Origin of the sequence: Limnobacter sp. SAORIC-580 (assembly GCF_013004065.1) — a bacterium.
In the GTDB taxonomy this organism is placed as follows: domain Bacteria; phylum Pseudomonadota; class Gammaproteobacteria; order Burkholderiales; family Burkholderiaceae_B; genus Limnobacter; species Limnobacter profundi.
The window spans coordinates 2,033,125-2,048,118 of sequence record NZ_CP053084.1; the positions used below are offsets into that span (position 1 = coordinate 2,033,125).

A 14,994-nucleotide genomic window follows, 5' to 3' on the forward strand; every position below is an offset into this window, starting at 1 on the left:
AGGCTTCACTTTACGACAAAAACAGGGAATCAAGAATGCCGAAACAGAAAGGGATGTGCATTGCTGTGTTTGCCAAACATGGCGCCTCCCCAAAACAGGCCATTTGGCGAAGTGTGGTTGACCTGCTGGCTGCCAACGCCTTCCAAGTGCTGGTGTGCGATTCCATGTTGAACAGCGGTTCTTCCAGAAAATCAAAACCTGAATGTGATGAAGCCAACTTCGAATTTGCCAATTTGGCCCTGATCAAGAAAAAGGCGAAAATTGCGGTCATCATTGGTGGCGACGGCACTTTTCTGGGCACAGCCCGAGAATTGGCCGACTGCAACATTCCCTTGATCGGCATTAATCAGGGCCGTCTGGGATTTCTCACCGACATTCGCCTCGACGACATCAACCCCACCCTGATCGACACCATCAACGGTCAATCGGTCTCGGAAAACCGGGCTTACCTTGAAGGTCAAATTTTGCGACAAGGCAAAGTGGTGGAAAATCACATTGCTTTAAATGACATTGTGATCAGCCGCGGTATCGTGGGCGGCATGGTCGAACTTCGCGTAGAGGTTGATGGTACGTTTATGTACGACCTGCGCGCAGACGGCCTTATTATTTCGACACCAACTGGTTCCACAGCCTATGCCTTGTCGGCCGATGGCCCAATTTTGCACCCAAGTCTGGCCGGCTTGCTTATCGTACCGGTAGCGCCGCATGCGCTTACCAACCGGCCAATTGCGTTGCCCCAACACAGCACCATCGATATTCATGTCACCGGCGGCAAGCAAACCGGCGTGCACTTTGACATGCAGTTCAATGGCCGCGCCAAAGTGGGTGACCAAATACGGATCAAGGTGTCACCACACCCAATCCAGCTTTTGCATCCGGAACGCTATGATTACTTCGCCATGCTGAGGCAAAAACTGCACTGGAGTGCAAGCCCCACAGAAGCCCCCCACAAAACTCGAGGACTCAGAGACAGCGGCCATGCTAAGTAGTTTGACCATTCAAGATTTTGTTATTGTCGACAAGCTCGACTTGCATTTCGCCCCAGGCATGTCGGTGTTGTCCGGCGAAACTGGCGCGGGCAAGTCCATTTTGATTGATGCGCTGTCGCTGTGCCTCGGTGCGCGCGCAGACGCCTCGCAGGTTCGGGAAGGTTGTGAACGCGCCAATATCACCGCGGTATTCGAGTTAAACCCTGCGGCCAAAGCCATTCTCGATGAACAATCCATCGACTGTAGCGAGGGCGAAATGCACCTTCGCCGGGCCATTGAATCGAATGGCAGGTCAAAGGCCTACATCAACGGGACGCCGGTGCCTGCCAGCACGCTGAAAGAATTGTCTGAAACCTTGATCGACATTCACGGGCAACACGCGTTTCAAACGCTTGCAAAGCCTGGGGAACAACTGCGCTTGCTGGACGACTTCGGCCAACACGGCGACCTGGTCCAGGCCACTACCCAAACTTATTCCCGATTGAAAACTGCGGAAAAAACCCTGAAACAGGCCCAAAGCAGCCAGGAAGACCGAGCAGCGCGCCTTGAAAATTTGCAATGGAAACTGGACTCACTGAGCAAAGTGGCACCGAAGGCCGGCGAATGGGAAACACTCAGCAGTGACTTTGATCGGTTGAGCCATGGCGCCGAATTGATCGAGGGCACGCAACACGCAAGCGATGTGCTGTCGCAAAATGAAAATGCCCTGCTCGATCAACTTACCCAAGTCATCGAAAAGCTTAGCCACTTAAGCACCCGCGACCCGGCTCTGGAAGGCGTGGTCAAAACACTGTCTGAAGGCGAAATATTGATTCGGGAAGCCAGCTACGATTTGGGCAATTACCTGAAACACAGCGACCTGGACCCAGACACACTGGCTGAAGTGGAAGCACGCATGTCGCTTTGGCATGAAACCGCCCGCAAACTGCGCATTCAGCCGGAAACCCTTCACACGGAAATGGAAAGCGTACAAGCCGAAATCAAGGGGCTTGAGGAAGGTTTCGATGTAGAAAAGCTGCAGAAGGAACTGACTGCCGCGCGGCAAGCTTATGAAACACAAGCCGATCTGCTTAGTACAGCGCGCAAAAAAGCTGCTCTGGCTTTGTCAAAACGCGTGACTGAATCCATGCAAACACTCAGCATGCAAGGTGGCGTTTTCGTAGTTGATGTGGCCAAAGGTGAGCCCTCTGCCAAAGGCAGCGACAACATTGAATTCCGCGTGGCCGGGCACCCGGGCGTTACACCCCAAGCCATTCAGAAAGTGGCCTCAGGTGGCGAACTTGCGCGTATCAGCCTGGCGATTACGGTGAATACCGTTGAAAGTACACCTGTACCCACCCTGATCTTCGATGAGGTGGACAGCGGCATTGGTGGCGCCGTTGCAGAAACCGTAGGGCGTTACCTTCGCCTGTTGGCCTCGAACAAACAAGTGCTTTGCGTAACCCACCTGCCTCAGGTGGCCGCACAGGGCCACAACCATTTTCAGGTCAGCAAAGACATTTCAGCGCAAACCACGCGCTCAAAGATTGTGCAACTTGAGGCCAAAGCCCGGGTGGAAGAAATCGCAAGAATGCTGGGCGGACAAGTGATCACCGAGGCCACGCGCACTGCGGCGCATGAAATGATTGCCTCGGCCAACGGTTAACTTCACTGGCGGGTGTGCTTTACCAAGACCTGATTATTTGCGCCTGTTCTCACAATCTTTCTTGGTACATGAACCGTAAAGGGAAAGTGCATGATCGTGAAGTTCAAACCCGCGGTCTTTGGCAATCATCTTTTGGCGACGCTCAATTTCTTCGTCAAAAAACTCTACAACTTTGCCGCACTGCACGCACACCAAATGGTCGTGGTGAGCGCCTTCATTCAGCTCAAACACCGACTTGCCCGTCTCAAAATGCTGGCGAGCCAGTAAACCTGCCTGTTCAAACTGCGTTAAAACCCGGTAAACGGTGGCCAGACCAATATCCAGGTCTTCTTGCAGCAGCAATTTGTAAACGTCTTCAGCACTCAGGTGACGATGCTGCCCGCTCTGGAACAATTCCAGAATTTTCATTCGTGGCAGCGTTGCCTTTAAACCAATGCTTTTGAGATCCGTTGCTGTAGTCATGAGTTTGGTACCATTCTGAGGCTTAATCGAGTTCAAGTAGCTTATGATAACGCCTTTGCAGGATATGTTAGCGCACCGAATAAGGTACTCTGTTCCCACTTCACATGCGAATTCACAAAACAATGCGTATTTTACGACTGAATTTGATTCTTTGCTCGGCCATGGCCCTAGGGGTTTCCGCGTGTTCAATCATTCCGGACAACTACGTCCCCTCTTTCGTCAAACCCTACAAGTTTGATATTCAGCAGGGTAACTTCATTACCCAGCAAGACGTGGCCAAGCTGCAAGTGGGCATGACCAAAGAGCAGGTGCGCTTTATTCTGGGCACACCCTTGTTGAATGACGCCTTCCACGCCAACCGCTGGGACTACGTTTACCGTTTGTTGCGCGCTGATGGGCAAACCACACAGTCGCGTTACACCGTGATTTTCGAGAATGAACGCGTGGCCCGCCATGGGGGTGAAAACCTGCCTGTCAGCCCAACCGATTTGTTGGGCCCAGACAGCACAACCAAAGTGCCAACAGAACCCTTGCCCTCAGAAAAACCGGCCGATGACATCAAGGATTCTGAATCTGCGGTGGGCGGCACAGAACGCGCACCCGTACTTAAATAAATAGCCATGACCAAGCCAATTCAAATTGCAATTGCCGGCGCCAGTGGGCGCATGGGCAAAACATTGATAGAAGCCATTCTGAACCACCCCGGCTGCGAACTCGCAGGCGCTTTTGATCAAACTGGTTCACCCAGCATTGGTCGCGATGCTGGCGACTTCATGGGTATTTCATCGGGAGTGCTGGTTACTGACAACACAGACAGCGCCTTGGCCAATGCCGATGTTTTAATCGACTTCACCCGCCCCGAGGGCACTTTGCACCACCTGGCCTTGTGCGAGAAACACGCCGTGAAGGCCGTGATTGGCACCACAGGGTTCGAACCGAAACAACTGGAAGCGCTGAAAAAAGCATCCAAGAAAGTGGCCATGGTGTGGTCTCCCAACATGGCTGTTGGCGTGAACGCCACATTCAAACTGCTGGAAGTGGCTGCAAAAATTTTGTCACAAGGCTACGACATCGAAGTGATTGAAGCCCACCACAGCAAAAAAGTAGATGCCCCTTCGGGCACTGCCTTGCGCATGGGCGAAGTGCTTGCCAAGGGCCTGGGGGTTGATCTTCAAGACGTAGGCGTTTTCGCCCGGGAAGGCATTACCGGCGAGCGCAAGGCTGGCACCATCGGCTTCTCGACCATTCGTGGTGGCGATATTGTGGGCGACCACACTGTACTATTTGCCGGCATTGGCGAGCGTATTGAAATTACGCACAAATCTTCAAGCCGCATGACTTATGCACAAGGCTCAATTCGGGCAGCCCAGTTTTTGATTGGTCATGAAAAAGGTTTGTTTGACATGCAAGACGTGTTGGGCTTGAAAACTTTGTTTTAACCTAAAGCGAAACTGTAGTAGATTGCCGTAAGCAACTGTATAGTCTAGTTAAAATACCAACAACAGCAACCCTCGGGAATTATTACCCGAAGATGGAGCCAGCCAATGACGCAATCACTGCTTGCGAAACTCGACGAACTTCAAGTCAAAGTGTCCAGCCTGGCCAAAGCCCTTGATCAAAGCCGCCTGGACAACAAGTCCGCCAGGGAACAAATTGAAGCCCTGCGCCGGGAAAATGAATTGCTTCACAAAAAAGTGAATCATGCACAAGGTCAAATCAACCAAATGCTGAATCAATGGTTCCCTGAACTTGAATTGAACTCGGAGGAATAATTGGAAGCACTTGACGTGAAAATCATGGGCCGGGAATTCCGCATTGCCTGCAAGCCCGAAGAACGTGCAGCCTTGCAGCAAGCTGTCAATATTGTAGAAACAAAAATGTCCAGCATCCGCAACACCGGCAAGGTGGTGGGGCTTGATAAAATCGCAGTCATGGCGGCCTTACAAATCGCGCATGAATCGCTCGTTGGTAGTAACCCTTCCAACCCTGTTTTAGGACTGGACATTGAGACGATTGAGCGTAAAATCGAGGCTATCGAACAAATGGTTGATGGCAGCCTGAACAATGCGGCTGCTGGCAAGCCCAAGAATGCCGATTTGTTCGAATAAAGAATTTTGTTTTATCTCTGCCGTGTCTGTATTGGTCAGTATTCCGTGAACCAATATCTGTGATCCCGGTTGCGGACTTTTCAGGGTTGGTGTGATTCCCTCTTTGTCAGGGAAACCTAAAGACCCTAACACTGCGACCCACTTGAACCTTAGGTTCAGGGATCGGGCCAGTATGGCATCGGCAGAGACCCCCACACCGGGGCGATTGAACCTACGTTCAGTCGCCTCTTTTTTTATCCTGTCCAGATTCAAACCAAAAAAAATTTAATCACCATGTTCGATCCGGTTTTTATAGTTTCACTGCTTGTTTTGGGTGTAGTCAGCGGCGTGTTGGCTGGCTTGTTGGGCATTGGTGGCGGCATGCTGCTGGTGCCCTTTCTCACTTTCCTGATGGTTAGCCAGGGCGTTCCCGTCGAACATGTGGTGCACTCCTCCATTGCCACCTCACTGGCCATCATCATGTTTACCAGTATTTCGAGCATGCGTGCTCACCACAAGGCTGGCGCGGTGCGATGGGACATCGTGAAGTTCCTCACCCCAGGTATTCTCATCGGTGGGTTTATTGGATCAAAAGTGGTGTCTTATTTGCCCACCAAAGAACTGGCATTCGTATTCGGTGCTTTTGTTATTTTTTCCGCTTACCAAATGTATGCCGACAAGAAACCCAAACCAAGCCGCACTTTGCCGGGGAAAGCAGGTCTTGCGGCTGTGGGTGGCGTAATTGGGGCAGCCTCGGCAATTGTAGGCGCCGGGGGTGGGTTTCTGTCGGTGCCCTTTATGGTGTGGAGCAACATCAACCTGCGCAATGCTGTGGCAACATCCGCTGCCTTGGGTTTCCCGATTGCCGTGTTTTCAAGTGCCGCTTACGTAATCAACGGGCAACATTTGCAAGGCATGCCAGCCGGGTCACTGGGCTATGTTTATTTGCCCGCTGTGGCCTGCGTGGCAGCGATGAGCGTGCTATTTGCCCCTTATGGTGCAAAACTGGCGCACACCCTGCCTGTCAAAAAGATCAAGCGCATTTTTGCACTGCTGCTGGCTTTCATTGCCATGTCCATGATTTACAAGGCAGTTACCGGCTTTTAATTCAATATCACTTGCTGCGTTTGCTGCCCTTGCCTGCTTTTGCCTGGGCAGCTTCCAACGCAGTCATGGTTTCAAGCCCTGTGGGCTTGTTTCTTGACCAGGCCAACAAGGCGAACCCACCCAGAATCATGGGCACACACAACCATTGCCCCATCGACAATCCCAGAGAAAGCGTACCCAAAAAGCGGTCTGGCTCACGGGCATACTCCACCACAAAACGGGCGGCACCATAGCCAATCAAAAACCAGGCTGACACTGCCGCACGCGGGCGTGGCTTGCTGGCAAACCACCAAAGCCCAATGAACAAGGCAATACCTTCCAAACTCATTTGGTAAAGCTGTGATGGGTGGCGTGCAATTGCATCGCCCGCCTGCGGAAACACAACCCCCCACCAGCCATCGGTCGGGCGCCCCCACAACTCACCATTGATAAAGTTGCCAAGACGACCCAAGGCCAATCCGATTGGCACAGCGGGCGCCACAAAATCCATCACATCAAAAAACTTCCAGTCTTTGTACCTGCCGTAAATAAAACACACCAGCAACACGCCGAGAAACCCACCATGAAAAGACATTCCGCCTTCCCAAATTGCGAGAATTTCGCCAGGGTTGGCCATGTAGTAGTCAGGCTTGTAAAAAAACACATAGCCCAATCGACCACCCAGAATGACACCCAAAACCGCCCAGGTCAGCATATTGTCCACATCGGACATTTTGATGGCCGGGAACAAATGCAAGCGGCGCTTGGCGAGCATGATGAAGGCAACAAAAGCCAACAAATACATCAAACCGTACCAGCGAATGGCCACAGGGCCGATCGAAATGGCAATGGGATCGAATTCAGGATGTACAAACATGGAAAACCCGGAATGTGAAAAACCGTTCAATTGTACTGCCCTAGGGACTACCCTTTGATGAATGAACGTCTTCCTGCGCCCAGCGGAGCATCATAAAATGGTAAATTCTCGTTTTGAATCCAATTCCACCTGCGAGCTTTTGCAATGAGCATCAATCGACGTTCCAAGAACATCACCCAGGGCGTGGCCCGTTCGCCCAACCGCGCGATGTACTTCGCCATGGGTTACAAAGACGAAGACTTCAACAACCCCATGATTGGTATTGCCAACGGTCATTCCACGATCACGCCTTGCAACAGTGGCCTGCAGCCATTGGCCGATGCAGCGGTGAAAGCAGTGAAAGAAGCTGGCGGCAACCCGCAAATTTTCGGAACCCCAACCATCTCCGATGGCATGAGCATGGGCACCGAGGGCATGAAGTATTCACTGGTCAGCCGTGAAGTGATTGCTGACTGTATCGAAACTGCGGTGCAAGGCCAGTGGATGGATGGGGTTCTGGTCATCGGTGGCTGCGACAAGAACATGCCTGGTGGCATGATCGGCATGGCCCGCATGAATGTGCCCGGCATTTATGTTTATGGCGGCACCATCAAGCCTGGGCGTTACAAAGGCAAAGACCTGACAATTGTGTCTGCCTTCGAAGCGGTGGGTGAATTCACTGCTGGCCGCATGAGCGAAGAAGATTTCAAGGGCATCGAGAAGAATGCATGCCCAAGTTCTGGTTCTTGTGGCGGCATGTACACAGCCAACACCATGAGCTCGGCATTCGAGGCATTGGGCATGAGCCTGCCCTACTCCAGCACCATGTCAAATATCGATGCGGAAAAGGTCACTTCGACTGAAGAATCAGCTCGCGTGCTGATCGAAGCGGTGCGCAACGACCTGAAGCCCCGCGACATCATTACCAAAAAGTCGATTGAAAATGCAGTGGCTGTGCTGATGGCCACTGGCGGATCGACCAATGCTGTGCTGCACTTCCTGGCCATCGCCAAGGCAGCGGATGTGGCCTGGAGCTACGAGGACTTCGAACGCGTGCGCCTGCGTACCCCCGTCATTTGCAATTTGAAGCCTTCTGGTCAGTATGTTGCAACCGACCTGCACGACGCGGGTGGTATTCCACAAGTCATGAAGATTTTGCTGGACGCCGGCCTGCTGCACGGCGATTGCATCACGATTACCGGCAAAACGATTGCTGAAACACTGGCAGATATTCCGTCGGTGCCCCGTGCAGATCAAAACGTGATCATGCCCATCGAGAAAGCCCTGTACAAGCAAGGTCACCTGGCGATTTTGAAAGGCAACCTGGCGCCCGAAGGTGCTGTGGCCAAGATTACCGGCTTGAAGAACCCTGTGATTACCGGCCCAGCCAAGGTATTTGACGACGAACAAAGCGCGATGGACGCAATTTTGGGCGACAAAATCAAAGACGGCGATGTGATTATTCTTCGCTATCTGGGCCCCAAAGGCGGCCCAGGCATGCCCGAAATGCTTGCCCCAACCTCGGCAATTATTGGCAAAGGTCTCGGCGAAACAGTAGGCCTGATTACCGACGGTCGTTTCTCGGGCGGTACCTGGGGTATGGTGGTAGGCCACGTGGCACCGGAGGCTTACGTTGGTGGCCCAATTGCACTGATCAAGGAAGGCGATTCCATCACTATGGATGCGCACCAGAAATTGTTGCAGATCAATGTTAGCGACGAAGAATTGGCGAAGCGCCGTGAAAGCTGGGTAAAACCCAAACCACGTTACACCACGGGTGTACTGGCCAAATTCGCAGCCTTGGCCAGCAGCGCCAGCAAAGGTGCCGTCACCGATGGTGATCTCGACCTGTAAACTTGCAAACGCTTACCTAAAAGGAAAACCCCGGCGCTGGCGTCGGGGTTTTTTGTTTTGAAAATGTCGAATGCGTGCCTCTAGCTGGCGCTTTCTAAACTGCTGTCGGCGAACATCCAGACCAAGCCAGGGTTCAAAAAGTTCAAACCAGCAAATGGCCATGAGGAAGGGCAAAGCAATGGAGAACCACTCCCAATTGCTTACGGGATGAACACCGCCTAGTTTCATTGTGAGCAAAAGGATGCCCAGAAGGATAAAAATCATGCTGTTTCACATGACAAACAACTGCGTTGTCTGCCAAAATGACGCCCGAGACGTTATTAATGTGATAACTGTAACAAAGTGAGGAGTTCAGTATGATCAAGCAAATGGGTGTCTTGGCGATTGCAGCCACCATGGTTGCTCTACCGTTGTCAGCCAGCGCCGACGAAGCATTGGCCAAGAGCAAAGCCTGCTTGGCCTGCCATCAGGTTCAGAAAAAAGTAGTTGGTCCGGCTTTTAAAGACGTTGCCGCCAAGTACAAAGGTCAAGCAGGTGCAGAAGCAATGCTGGCCGGCAAAATCAAGAACGGTACCAAAGGCGTTTGGGGTCCTGTTCCCATGCCTGCTCAAAACGTGACCGAAGACGAAGCCAAGAAATTGGCCGCCTGGGTACTGGCGCTGTAATTAGTTTGCAAGCAATTCAAAAAGCCAAGGTGTTGCGCCTTGGCTTTTTTTCATTCCAGATTAACCATCAAGACCCGTCAAACTGAATGTTCTGCTTTTTCACCAAAGCGTGCATTCGTTCCATTTCCTGCCTGATTTCAGCAGCATGTTGAGCAGGTGTGTTTCCCACAGGCTCTGCACCGCTGGCCCGCAGGCGTTCCTGAACTTCAGGTAGCTTGAGAACTTTCACTGTGGCGGCGTTCAACTTTTGAACAATGGAATCGGGAGTGGCAGCAGGTGCAACCAACCCATACCAAACTGGTTCATTCACTGCCGTTAATCCCAACTCTTTAAAGGTGGGTACATTCGGAAGTGATTCAAGCCGGTTAGGCCAGGCCACAGCCAAGGCGCGCAAGCGATCTGCCTTGATGTGCGACATGGATGAAGGCAGATTGTCGAACATCATGTCCACAGACCCGCCCAGCAGGTCATTCAGTGCAGGGCCGGCACCGCGATACGGCACATGCAAAATATCAGTGCCTGTTTCAACCTTGAACTGCTCACCCACCATTTGCTGAATACTGCACTGCCCTGATGTTGCAAAACTCAACTTGCCCGGGTTCTTTTTCACATGCGTCAAAAACTGTTTGAAGTCTTGCGCGGGAAACTTTGGATTCACGGTTAAAACATTTGGAGAACCCGCCATATTGGTAATGGCCTTGAAGTCTTTGACCGGGTTGTAGGGCACTTTCGGGTTGCAGGCCGAGATTACCGCATGTGTTGACAGTGTAGACACACCCAAGGTGTACCCATCGGGTGCTGCCTTGGCCACCAGGCCAGCACCAATGCTGCCACCGCCGCCACCGCGGTTGTCGACGATCACAGATTGTCCCAGTTCTTTACCCAACTTGTCCGCCACAATTCTGGCAACAATGTCAGTAGTTCCTCCCGCCGCAAACGGCACTACCAGTGTGATAGTTTTGCTGGGGTAATTGTCAGCGATGGCTGAGCCTGTTGCACAGGTCAGCAGCATTGCAGTGAATAGTGTTTTTTTGATACCGCAGAAAATCATTCATCATCTCCACTTGTTATTGGCCACAACCTGAGGCGGTTGTGGCTCAACACTTAAGTGGTGGATGATCAACAGAAGTTCGTGACTGTTAAAAATTAGTACTGATTAAATTTACAAAATAAAAATGTATCCCCCATCGGTCCAACGCTGCTGGATTAATTCACAACCTTGACCGGAAACTTTCCTTGAGGGCCATAAGAATTCAATGTCACCGCAGCATTCAGCACATCACCGACTTCATCAAATGCAATAGTCCCGATCACTCCCTCGTGCCGAATCTCTTTCAACTTCGGAAGATACTTCTTGGGGTCTGCTGACTTTGCATTTTTCATGGCCATGCCCATGGTCATGACTGCATCGTATACAAAAGGCGCATAAACCTGAATGTCCGCCTTGAACTGGGCTTTGAATCGTTTCTCGAATGCGGGTCCGCCCGGCATTTTGCTCAAGGCCATACCGCCCTCGGCGCAAAGCACATTCGAGCCCACATTGTCTCCGCCCAAACGCATTAATTCGGTTGTACAAATACCATCACCGCCAATCAGCTTTGCCTTGATACCCAATTGCTTCATCTGGCGCAGCATTGGGCCTGCCTGTGCGTCCATACCCCCGTAAAACACCAGGTCAGGATTCACACGCTTGACCGAGGTCAAGATGGCCGCAAAGTCAGTGGCCTTGTCATTGGTGTAGTGGCGCTCCAGCACCTTCACGCCTTTGGCTTCAAGCTGCTTCGTAAAAATATCAGCCAATGGCTGTCCATAACCGGTGCGGTCATCAATGACCACCACCCGCTTCACTTTCATTTCGTCGACTGCATACTTGGCCAAGGCAACGCCCAACACGCCATCGTGCGCAATCACTCTGAACACCGACTCAAACCCTTGCTTTGTTACTTTGGGTGTGGTGGCTGAAGGTGTAATTTGGGGAATTCCGCAGTCATAATAAATACGGGATGCGGGAATGGTGGTGCCGCTGTTCAAGTGCCCTACAATGCCGTTTACTTTCATGTCACACAATTTTTGCGCCACGATCGCACCAGTTTTTGGGTCAGCGGCATCGTCTTCTGCAACCAGCTGAAACTTGGCGGTGCCACCATCCACCTGAATTTTCATTTTATTCAAATCGTCGATCGCCAACCTGGCGCCCGATTCATTGTCTTTGCCGTAGTGGGCCTGTGGTCCCGAGAGCGGGGCAATGTGCCCTATCTTGACCAACACGTCCTTGGCGTGGACAGCACCGCCTGCCAAAGTCATCAACACCGGTACGCACAACAATGAATGTTTTAAATACCGGAAACGGGAAAGGTTCATGGCCACCTCTAACTTGTTTTTATGATTAATTCCATCAATGTAGCATCTAAACCGGGAATGGGTTCAGCTGTCAATTAACTGACTTCTTTCTGAAGAAATACGCGAAACCCAAACCCAATTTGCTCTATTCTTTTTCCGACAACCCTTATCTCAATCGCATTGGCGTACATGGATATATTTGCTCAACAACTGATCAACGGCTTGGTACTTGGCAGTATTTATGCCTTGGTGGCGCTCGGGTACACGATGGTGTATGGCGTGTTGGGTTTGATCAATTTCGCCCATGGCGAAGTGGTTATGATCGGTGCCATGGTGGCCTTTAGCGCCATCACTTTGTTTATGGGTGTTTTCCCGGAAACTCCGGGCTGGATTCTTTTCCTGGTGGGTGTGCTGTGCGCTGTGCCTGTGTGCATGCTGGTCAGTTTCTCAATTGAACGCTTGGCCTATCGCCCCTTGCGAAATGCACCCCGGCTTGCACCCTTGATTTCGGCTATCGGCGTTTCAATCATTTTGCAAACCTTGGCCATGATCATTTGGGGGCGCAATTACCTCATCTTTCCGGCCACCTTGCCCACAGACCCGATTGTGTTGTACACCTTTGCCCCAGTCCTCGATAACGACTACGAAAGAATTGTATCCATCACACCGGTACAACTTCTAATTGTGGTGGTATCGGCTGCACTCATGTTTGGCCTTACTTACACAGTGAACAAAACCCGCTTGGGAAAAGCCATGCGCGCCACCTCTGAAAATCCCCAATTGGCAGGTCTCATGGGTATCAATGCCAATTCAGTGATCGCCGCTACATTTGTGATCGGAGCGGCTTTGGCCGGAGTGGCCGGGGTCATGGTGGCCGCCAACTATTCAGTGGCCCATTTTTACATGGGCTTTTTACCCGGTTTGAAAGCCTTTACTGCCGCCGTACTTGGCGGTATCGGCAACATTTACGGTGCCATGTTGGGCGGCCTGCTTTTAGGCGTTGTCGAAAGCCTGGGGGCTGGTTATCTGGGCCAATTGACCGGTGGTTTTTTGGGCTCGCACTATCAGGATATTTTTGCCTTCGCCGTATTGATTTTGGTGCTTACTCTTCGGCCATCTGGTCTGTTGGGTGAAAGGGTGTCGGACCGCGCATGAACAAACTTGCCAACCGCCATCAACAAATTATCGGTTTCCTGCTGGTTGCTGTCGCATTGGCTGCCCTTCCCTGGGTTGCAGGCTTGATTGGCAACAGCTGGGTTCGAATTTTGAACATCGCCTTGCTGTACGTCATGCTTGCGCTGGGGCTCAATATTGTCGTGGGTTTCGCCGGTTTACTCGATCTGGGTTACATCGCCTTTTACGCGGTGGGCGCTTATGTTTATGGTTTGTTGGCATCGCCACACTTAACGGACAATTTTGAAACCATCGCAGCCCTGTTCCCCGATGGCCTGCATCTTTCAATTTGGTTAATGATTCCACTGGGAGCACTAACCGCTGCGCTATTCGGCGTGTTGCTGGGTGCACCCACCCTTCGGCTACGGGGCGACTATCTCGCCATTGTTACCCTGGGTTTCGGTGAAATCATTCGCCTGTTTTTAAACAATCTGAATGCACCAGTCAATATCACCAACGGCCCCCAAGGCATCAACATGATTGAGCCCGTTCAAATTGCGGGGGTTCGTTTTTCACGCACTGTCGATTTGTTCGGCATCGAGGTGCCTGCGCTCCACCTTTACTACTATTTGTTTCTGGCGCTTACCCTGCTTATCATCTTGGTGTGTATGCGCCTGCAAAACAGCCGAATCGGCCGCGCATGGACTGCAATACGTGACGACGAAATTGCGGCAAAATCCATGGGAATCAACACCCGCAACATGAAACTGCTGGCCTTTGCCCTGGGTGCCTCTTTTGGCGGCGTAGCAGGTGCCATGTTCTCTGCATTTCAGGGCTTTGTCAGCCCAGAGTCCTTCGGCCTGATGGAATCAATCATCGTACTTTGCATGGTGGTACTAGGGGGCATGGGTCACATTCCCGGCGTCATTTTGGGCGCACTTTTACTGGCAGGTTTTCCGGAAATGCTGCGGCAAGTGGTTACACCCGTTCAAGAGTTTTTATTTGGTACTGTGCTGGTGGATGCAGAAATACTTCGCTCCCTCATCTACGGACTCACCATGGTGCTGGTGATGCTGTATCGCCCCAATGGGCTTTGGCCACAACGCAAATGAACGCTCCCTTGTTTAGCGCCTCCAACCTGAGAAAAAGCTTCGGCGGTATTGCTGCCGTGGATGATGTCAGCCTGTGTATTCAGGCTGGGCAGGTGATCGGGCTGATTGGCCCGAATGGCGCAGGCAAAACCACCTGTTTTAATTTGATCACCGGTTTGTACACACCCGATGCCGGGCAACTCGCATTCAAGGGCAAGCCCTACAAACCTGCTTCGCCCCACCATGTTGCGCAAATGGGTTTGGCCCGCACCTTTCAAAATATTCGTTTGTTCAAAAGTATGACAGCGCTTGAAAATGTGGCAGTGGGCATGCACGCCAAAACCAGTCAGGGTGTATTGGGCGCCATACTTCGTACCCCAGCACAACGCCGCGAGGAAATAAAGGTTCAGAAGCAAGCCATGCATTGGTTACATTACGTGGGCATTGGCGCCTACAGCAATCACCTGGCCGGGCAGCTTTCCTATGGCGATCAGCGACGCCTTGAAATAGCACGCGCCCTGGCCAGCGAACCCGCCCTGCTTGCCCTGGACGAACCCGCTGCCGGCATGAATGCCACCGAAAAATTAAAGCTGCGCGAGTTGCTGCTTCAAATTCGACATGATGGCAAATCAATACTGCTGATTGAACACGATGTCAAACTGGTGATGGGTATTTGTGACGAGGTTACCGTGCTGGACTATGGCAAAGTAATCGCCCAAGGCACCCCCACACAAGTTCAGCAATCCCCCGCCGTCATTGAAGCTTATCTCGGGGGGCTGCACCATGCTGAATCCCGTGAGTAACAA

Annotated in this window: 17 protein-coding genes and 1 other RNA gene; 13 read left to right on the forward strand and 5 right to left on the reverse strand. The window is 51.9% G+C overall.

From position 1 onward, the window contains the following. Nucleotides 1–35: 35 nt before the first annotated feature. Together HKT17_RS09395 and recN are read left to right on the forward strand one after the other, a co-directional pair. Nucleotides 36–989, forward strand: a complete 954-nt coding sequence (locus HKT17_RS09395) for an NAD(+)/NADH kinase (RefSeq protein WP_171099602.1) — start codon at nt 36–38, stop codon at nt 987–989. After that, a complete protein-coding gene (recN, locus tag HKT17_RS09400) occupies nt 979–2,634 on the forward strand; it encodes a DNA repair protein RecN (protein WP_171099604.1) in 1,656 nt (551 codons plus the stop codon). The genes HKT17_RS09395 and recN overlap by 11 nt, the downstream gene beginning before the upstream one ends. 33 nt (nt 2,635–2,667) lie before the next feature. On the opposite strand, the gene fur is transcribed toward recN, so the two are convergent. Next, nucleotides 2,668–3,096 carry a ferric iron uptake transcriptional regulator gene (gene fur, locus HKT17_RS09405; RefSeq protein ID WP_105029386.1) on the reverse strand — a complete coding sequence of 143 codons (429 nt, stop codon included), beginning with the start codon at nt 3,094–3,096 and terminating at the stop codon, nt 2,668–2,670. A 122-nt stretch (nt 3,097–3,218) separates the two neighbouring features. Between fur and HKT17_RS09410 the strand changes: the two genes are divergently transcribed. From HKT17_RS09410 to HKT17_RS09435, 6 genes are all read left to right on the forward strand, one after another. Next, nucleotides 3,219–3,710 carry an outer membrane protein assembly factor BamE gene (locus HKT17_RS09410; protein WP_171099607.1) on the forward strand — a complete coding sequence of 164 codons (492 nt, stop codon included), beginning with the start codon at nt 3,219–3,221 and terminating at the stop codon, nt 3,708–3,710. A gap of 6 nt (nt 3,711–3,716) precedes the next feature. Then, the gene (gene dapB / locus HKT17_RS09415) at nt 3,717–4,535 is read left to right on the forward strand and encodes a 4-hydroxy-tetrahydrodipicolinate reductase (protein WP_171099609.1); all 819 of its coding nucleotides are present in this window, start codon (nt 3,717–3,719) and stop codon (nt 4,533–4,535) included. A gap of 105 nt (nt 4,536–4,640) precedes the next feature. Then, entirely contained in the window at nt 4,641–4,868 is a 228-nt protein-coding gene (locus HKT17_RS09420) for a hypothetical protein (RefSeq protein ID WP_105029387.1), read from the forward strand. Then, nucleotides 4,869–5,204 carry a cell division protein ZapA gene (locus tag HKT17_RS09425; protein WP_105029388.1) on the forward strand — a complete coding sequence of 112 codons (336 nt, stop codon included), beginning with the start codon at nt 4,869–4,871 and terminating at the stop codon, nt 5,202–5,204. It abuts the gene before it with no gap. Between the two features lie 11 nt (nt 5,205–5,215). Continuing rightward, nucleotides 5,216–5,396: non-coding RNA, 6S RNA (gene ssrS / locus HKT17_RS09430), on the forward strand. 81 nt (nt 5,397–5,477) lie between these two features. Further along, the gene (locus HKT17_RS09435) at nt 5,478–6,290 is read left to right on the forward strand and encodes a sulfite exporter TauE/SafE family protein (RefSeq protein ID WP_105029389.1); all 813 of its coding nucleotides are present in this window, start codon (nt 5,478–5,480) and stop codon (nt 6,288–6,290) included. Nucleotides 6,291–6,297: 7 nt separating this feature from the next. Here HKT17_RS09435 and lgt read toward each other — a convergent pair whose 3' ends face one another. Next, nucleotides 6,298–7,146, reverse strand: a complete 849-nt coding sequence (gene lgt, locus HKT17_RS09440) for a prolipoprotein diacylglyceryl transferase (RefSeq protein WP_171101458.1) — start codon at nt 7,144–7,146, stop codon at nt 6,298–6,300. A gap of 144 nt (nt 7,147–7,290) precedes the next feature. On the opposite strand from lgt, the gene ilvD reads away from it, so the two are divergent. Beyond that, nucleotides 7,291–8,979, forward strand: a complete 1,689-nt coding sequence (gene ilvD, locus HKT17_RS09445) for a dihydroxy-acid dehydratase (RefSeq protein ID WP_105029391.1) — start codon at nt 7,291–7,293, stop codon at nt 8,977–8,979. Nucleotides 8,980–8,991: 12 nt separating this feature from the next. Here the strand turns inward: ilvD and HKT17_RS15745 are convergent, their stop codons facing one another. Continuing rightward, complete coding sequence (locus HKT17_RS15745) at nt 8,992–9,243, reverse strand: TIGR04438 family Trp-rich protein (RefSeq protein WP_105029392.1); 252 nt, start codon at nt 9,241–9,243, stop codon at nt 8,992–8,994. A gap of 92 nt (nt 9,244–9,335) precedes the next feature. On the opposite strand from HKT17_RS15745, the gene HKT17_RS09455 reads away from it, so the two are divergent. Further along, nucleotides 9,336–9,644, forward strand: a complete 309-nt coding sequence (locus HKT17_RS09455; protein WP_105029393.1) for a c-type cytochrome — start codon at nt 9,336–9,338, stop codon at nt 9,642–9,644. A gap of 67 nt (nt 9,645–9,711) precedes the next feature. Here HKT17_RS09455 and HKT17_RS09460 read toward each other — a convergent pair whose 3' ends face one another. Further along, nucleotides 9,712–10,695, reverse strand: coding sequence for a tripartite tricarboxylate transporter substrate binding protein BugE (locus HKT17_RS09460; RefSeq protein ID WP_240605723.1), 984 nt, complete (start codon nt 10,693–10,695; stop codon nt 9,712–9,714). Between the two features lie 155 nt (nt 10,696–10,850). Beyond that, nucleotides 10,851–12,005: a branched-chain amino acid ABC transporter substrate-binding protein gene (locus tag HKT17_RS09465; RefSeq protein ID WP_369907272.1), complete on the reverse strand. Its 1,155-nt coding sequence runs from the start codon at nt 12,003–12,005 to the stop codon at nt 10,851–10,853. A gap of 246 nt (nt 12,006–12,251) precedes the next feature. Here HKT17_RS09465 and HKT17_RS09470 point away from each other — a divergent pair, with 246 nt between their 5' ends. The 3 genes from HKT17_RS09470 to HKT17_RS09480 are packed head-to-tail and all read left to right on the forward strand — an operon-like array spanning nt 12,252 to nt 14,991. Then, the gene (locus HKT17_RS09470) at nt 12,252–13,139 is read left to right on the forward strand and encodes a branched-chain amino acid ABC transporter permease (RefSeq protein ID WP_371815440.1); all 888 of its coding nucleotides are present in this window, start codon (nt 12,252–12,254) and stop codon (nt 13,137–13,139) included. After that, nucleotides 13,136–14,209 (forward strand): ABC transporter permease subunit, encoded by a 1,074-nt coding sequence (locus HKT17_RS09475; protein WP_105029396.1) that lies wholly within the window; start codon nt 13,136–13,138, stop codon nt 14,207–14,209. The genes HKT17_RS09470 and HKT17_RS09475 overlap by 4 nt, the downstream gene beginning before the upstream one ends. After that, nucleotides 14,206–14,991 (forward strand): ABC transporter ATP-binding protein, encoded by a 786-nt coding sequence (locus tag HKT17_RS09480; RefSeq protein WP_171099613.1) that lies wholly within the window; start codon nt 14,206–14,208, stop codon nt 14,989–14,991. The genes HKT17_RS09475 and HKT17_RS09480 overlap by 4 nt, the downstream gene beginning before the upstream one ends. Nucleotides 14,992–14,994: the final 3 nt, after the last annotated feature.

Bases quoted from the DNA above. Each gene is read 5' to 3' on its own strand.
- fur (WP_105029386.1), bottom strand. From the start codon at position 3,096: ATGACTACAGCAACGGATCTCAAAAGCATTGGTTTAAAGGCAACGCTG.
- HKT17_RS09410 (WP_171099607.1), top strand. From the start codon at position 3,219: ATGCGTATTTTACGACTGAATTTGATTCTTTGCTCGGCCATGGCCCTA.
- recN (WP_171099604.1), top strand. From the start codon at position 979: ATGCTAAGTAGTTTGACCATTCAAGATTTTGTTATTGTCGACAAGCTC.
- HKT17_RS09435 (WP_105029389.1), top strand. From the start codon at position 5,478: ATGTTCGATCCGGTTTTTATAGTTTCACTGCTTGTTTTGGGTGTAGTC.
- HKT17_RS09465 (WP_369907272.1), bottom strand. From the start codon at position 12,005: ATGAACCTTTCCCGTTTCCGGTATTTAAAACATTCATTGTTGTGCGTA.
- HKT17_RS09460 (WP_240605723.1), bottom strand. From the start codon at position 10,695: ATGATTTTCTGCGGTATCAAAAAAACACTATTCACTGCAATGCTGCTG.
- HKT17_RS09395 (WP_171099602.1), top strand. From the start codon at position 36: ATGCCGAAACAGAAAGGGATGTGCATTGCTGTGTTTGCCAAACATGGC.
- HKT17_RS09455 (WP_105029393.1), top strand. From the start codon at position 9,336: ATGATCAAGCAAATGGGTGTCTTGGCGATTGCAGCCACCATGGTTGCT.
- HKT17_RS09480 (WP_171099613.1), top strand. From the start codon at position 14,206: ATGAACGCTCCCTTGTTTAGCGCCTCCAACCTGAGAAAAAGCTTCGGC.
- HKT17_RS15745 (WP_105029392.1), bottom strand. From the start codon at position 9,243: ATGATTTTTATCCTTCTGGGCATCCTTTTGCTCACAATGAAACTAGGC.
- HKT17_RS09470 (WP_371815440.1), top strand. From the start codon at position 12,252: ATGGTGTATGGCGTGTTGGGTTTGATCAATTTCGCCCATGGCGAAGTG.
- dapB (WP_171099609.1), top strand. From the start codon at position 3,717: ATGACCAAGCCAATTCAAATTGCAATTGCCGGCGCCAGTGGGCGCATG.
- HKT17_RS09475 (WP_105029396.1), top strand. From the start codon at position 13,136: ATGAACAAACTTGCCAACCGCCATCAACAAATTATCGGTTTCCTGCTG.
- HKT17_RS09420 (WP_105029387.1), top strand. From the start codon at position 4,641: ATGACGCAATCACTGCTTGCGAAACTCGACGAACTTCAAGTCAAAGTG.
- ilvD (WP_105029391.1), top strand. From the start codon at position 7,291: ATGAGCATCAATCGACGTTCCAAGAACATCACCCAGGGCGTGGCCCGT.
- lgt (WP_171101458.1), bottom strand. From the start codon at position 7,146: ATGTTTGTACATCCTGAATTCGATCCCATTGCCATTTCGATCGGCCCT.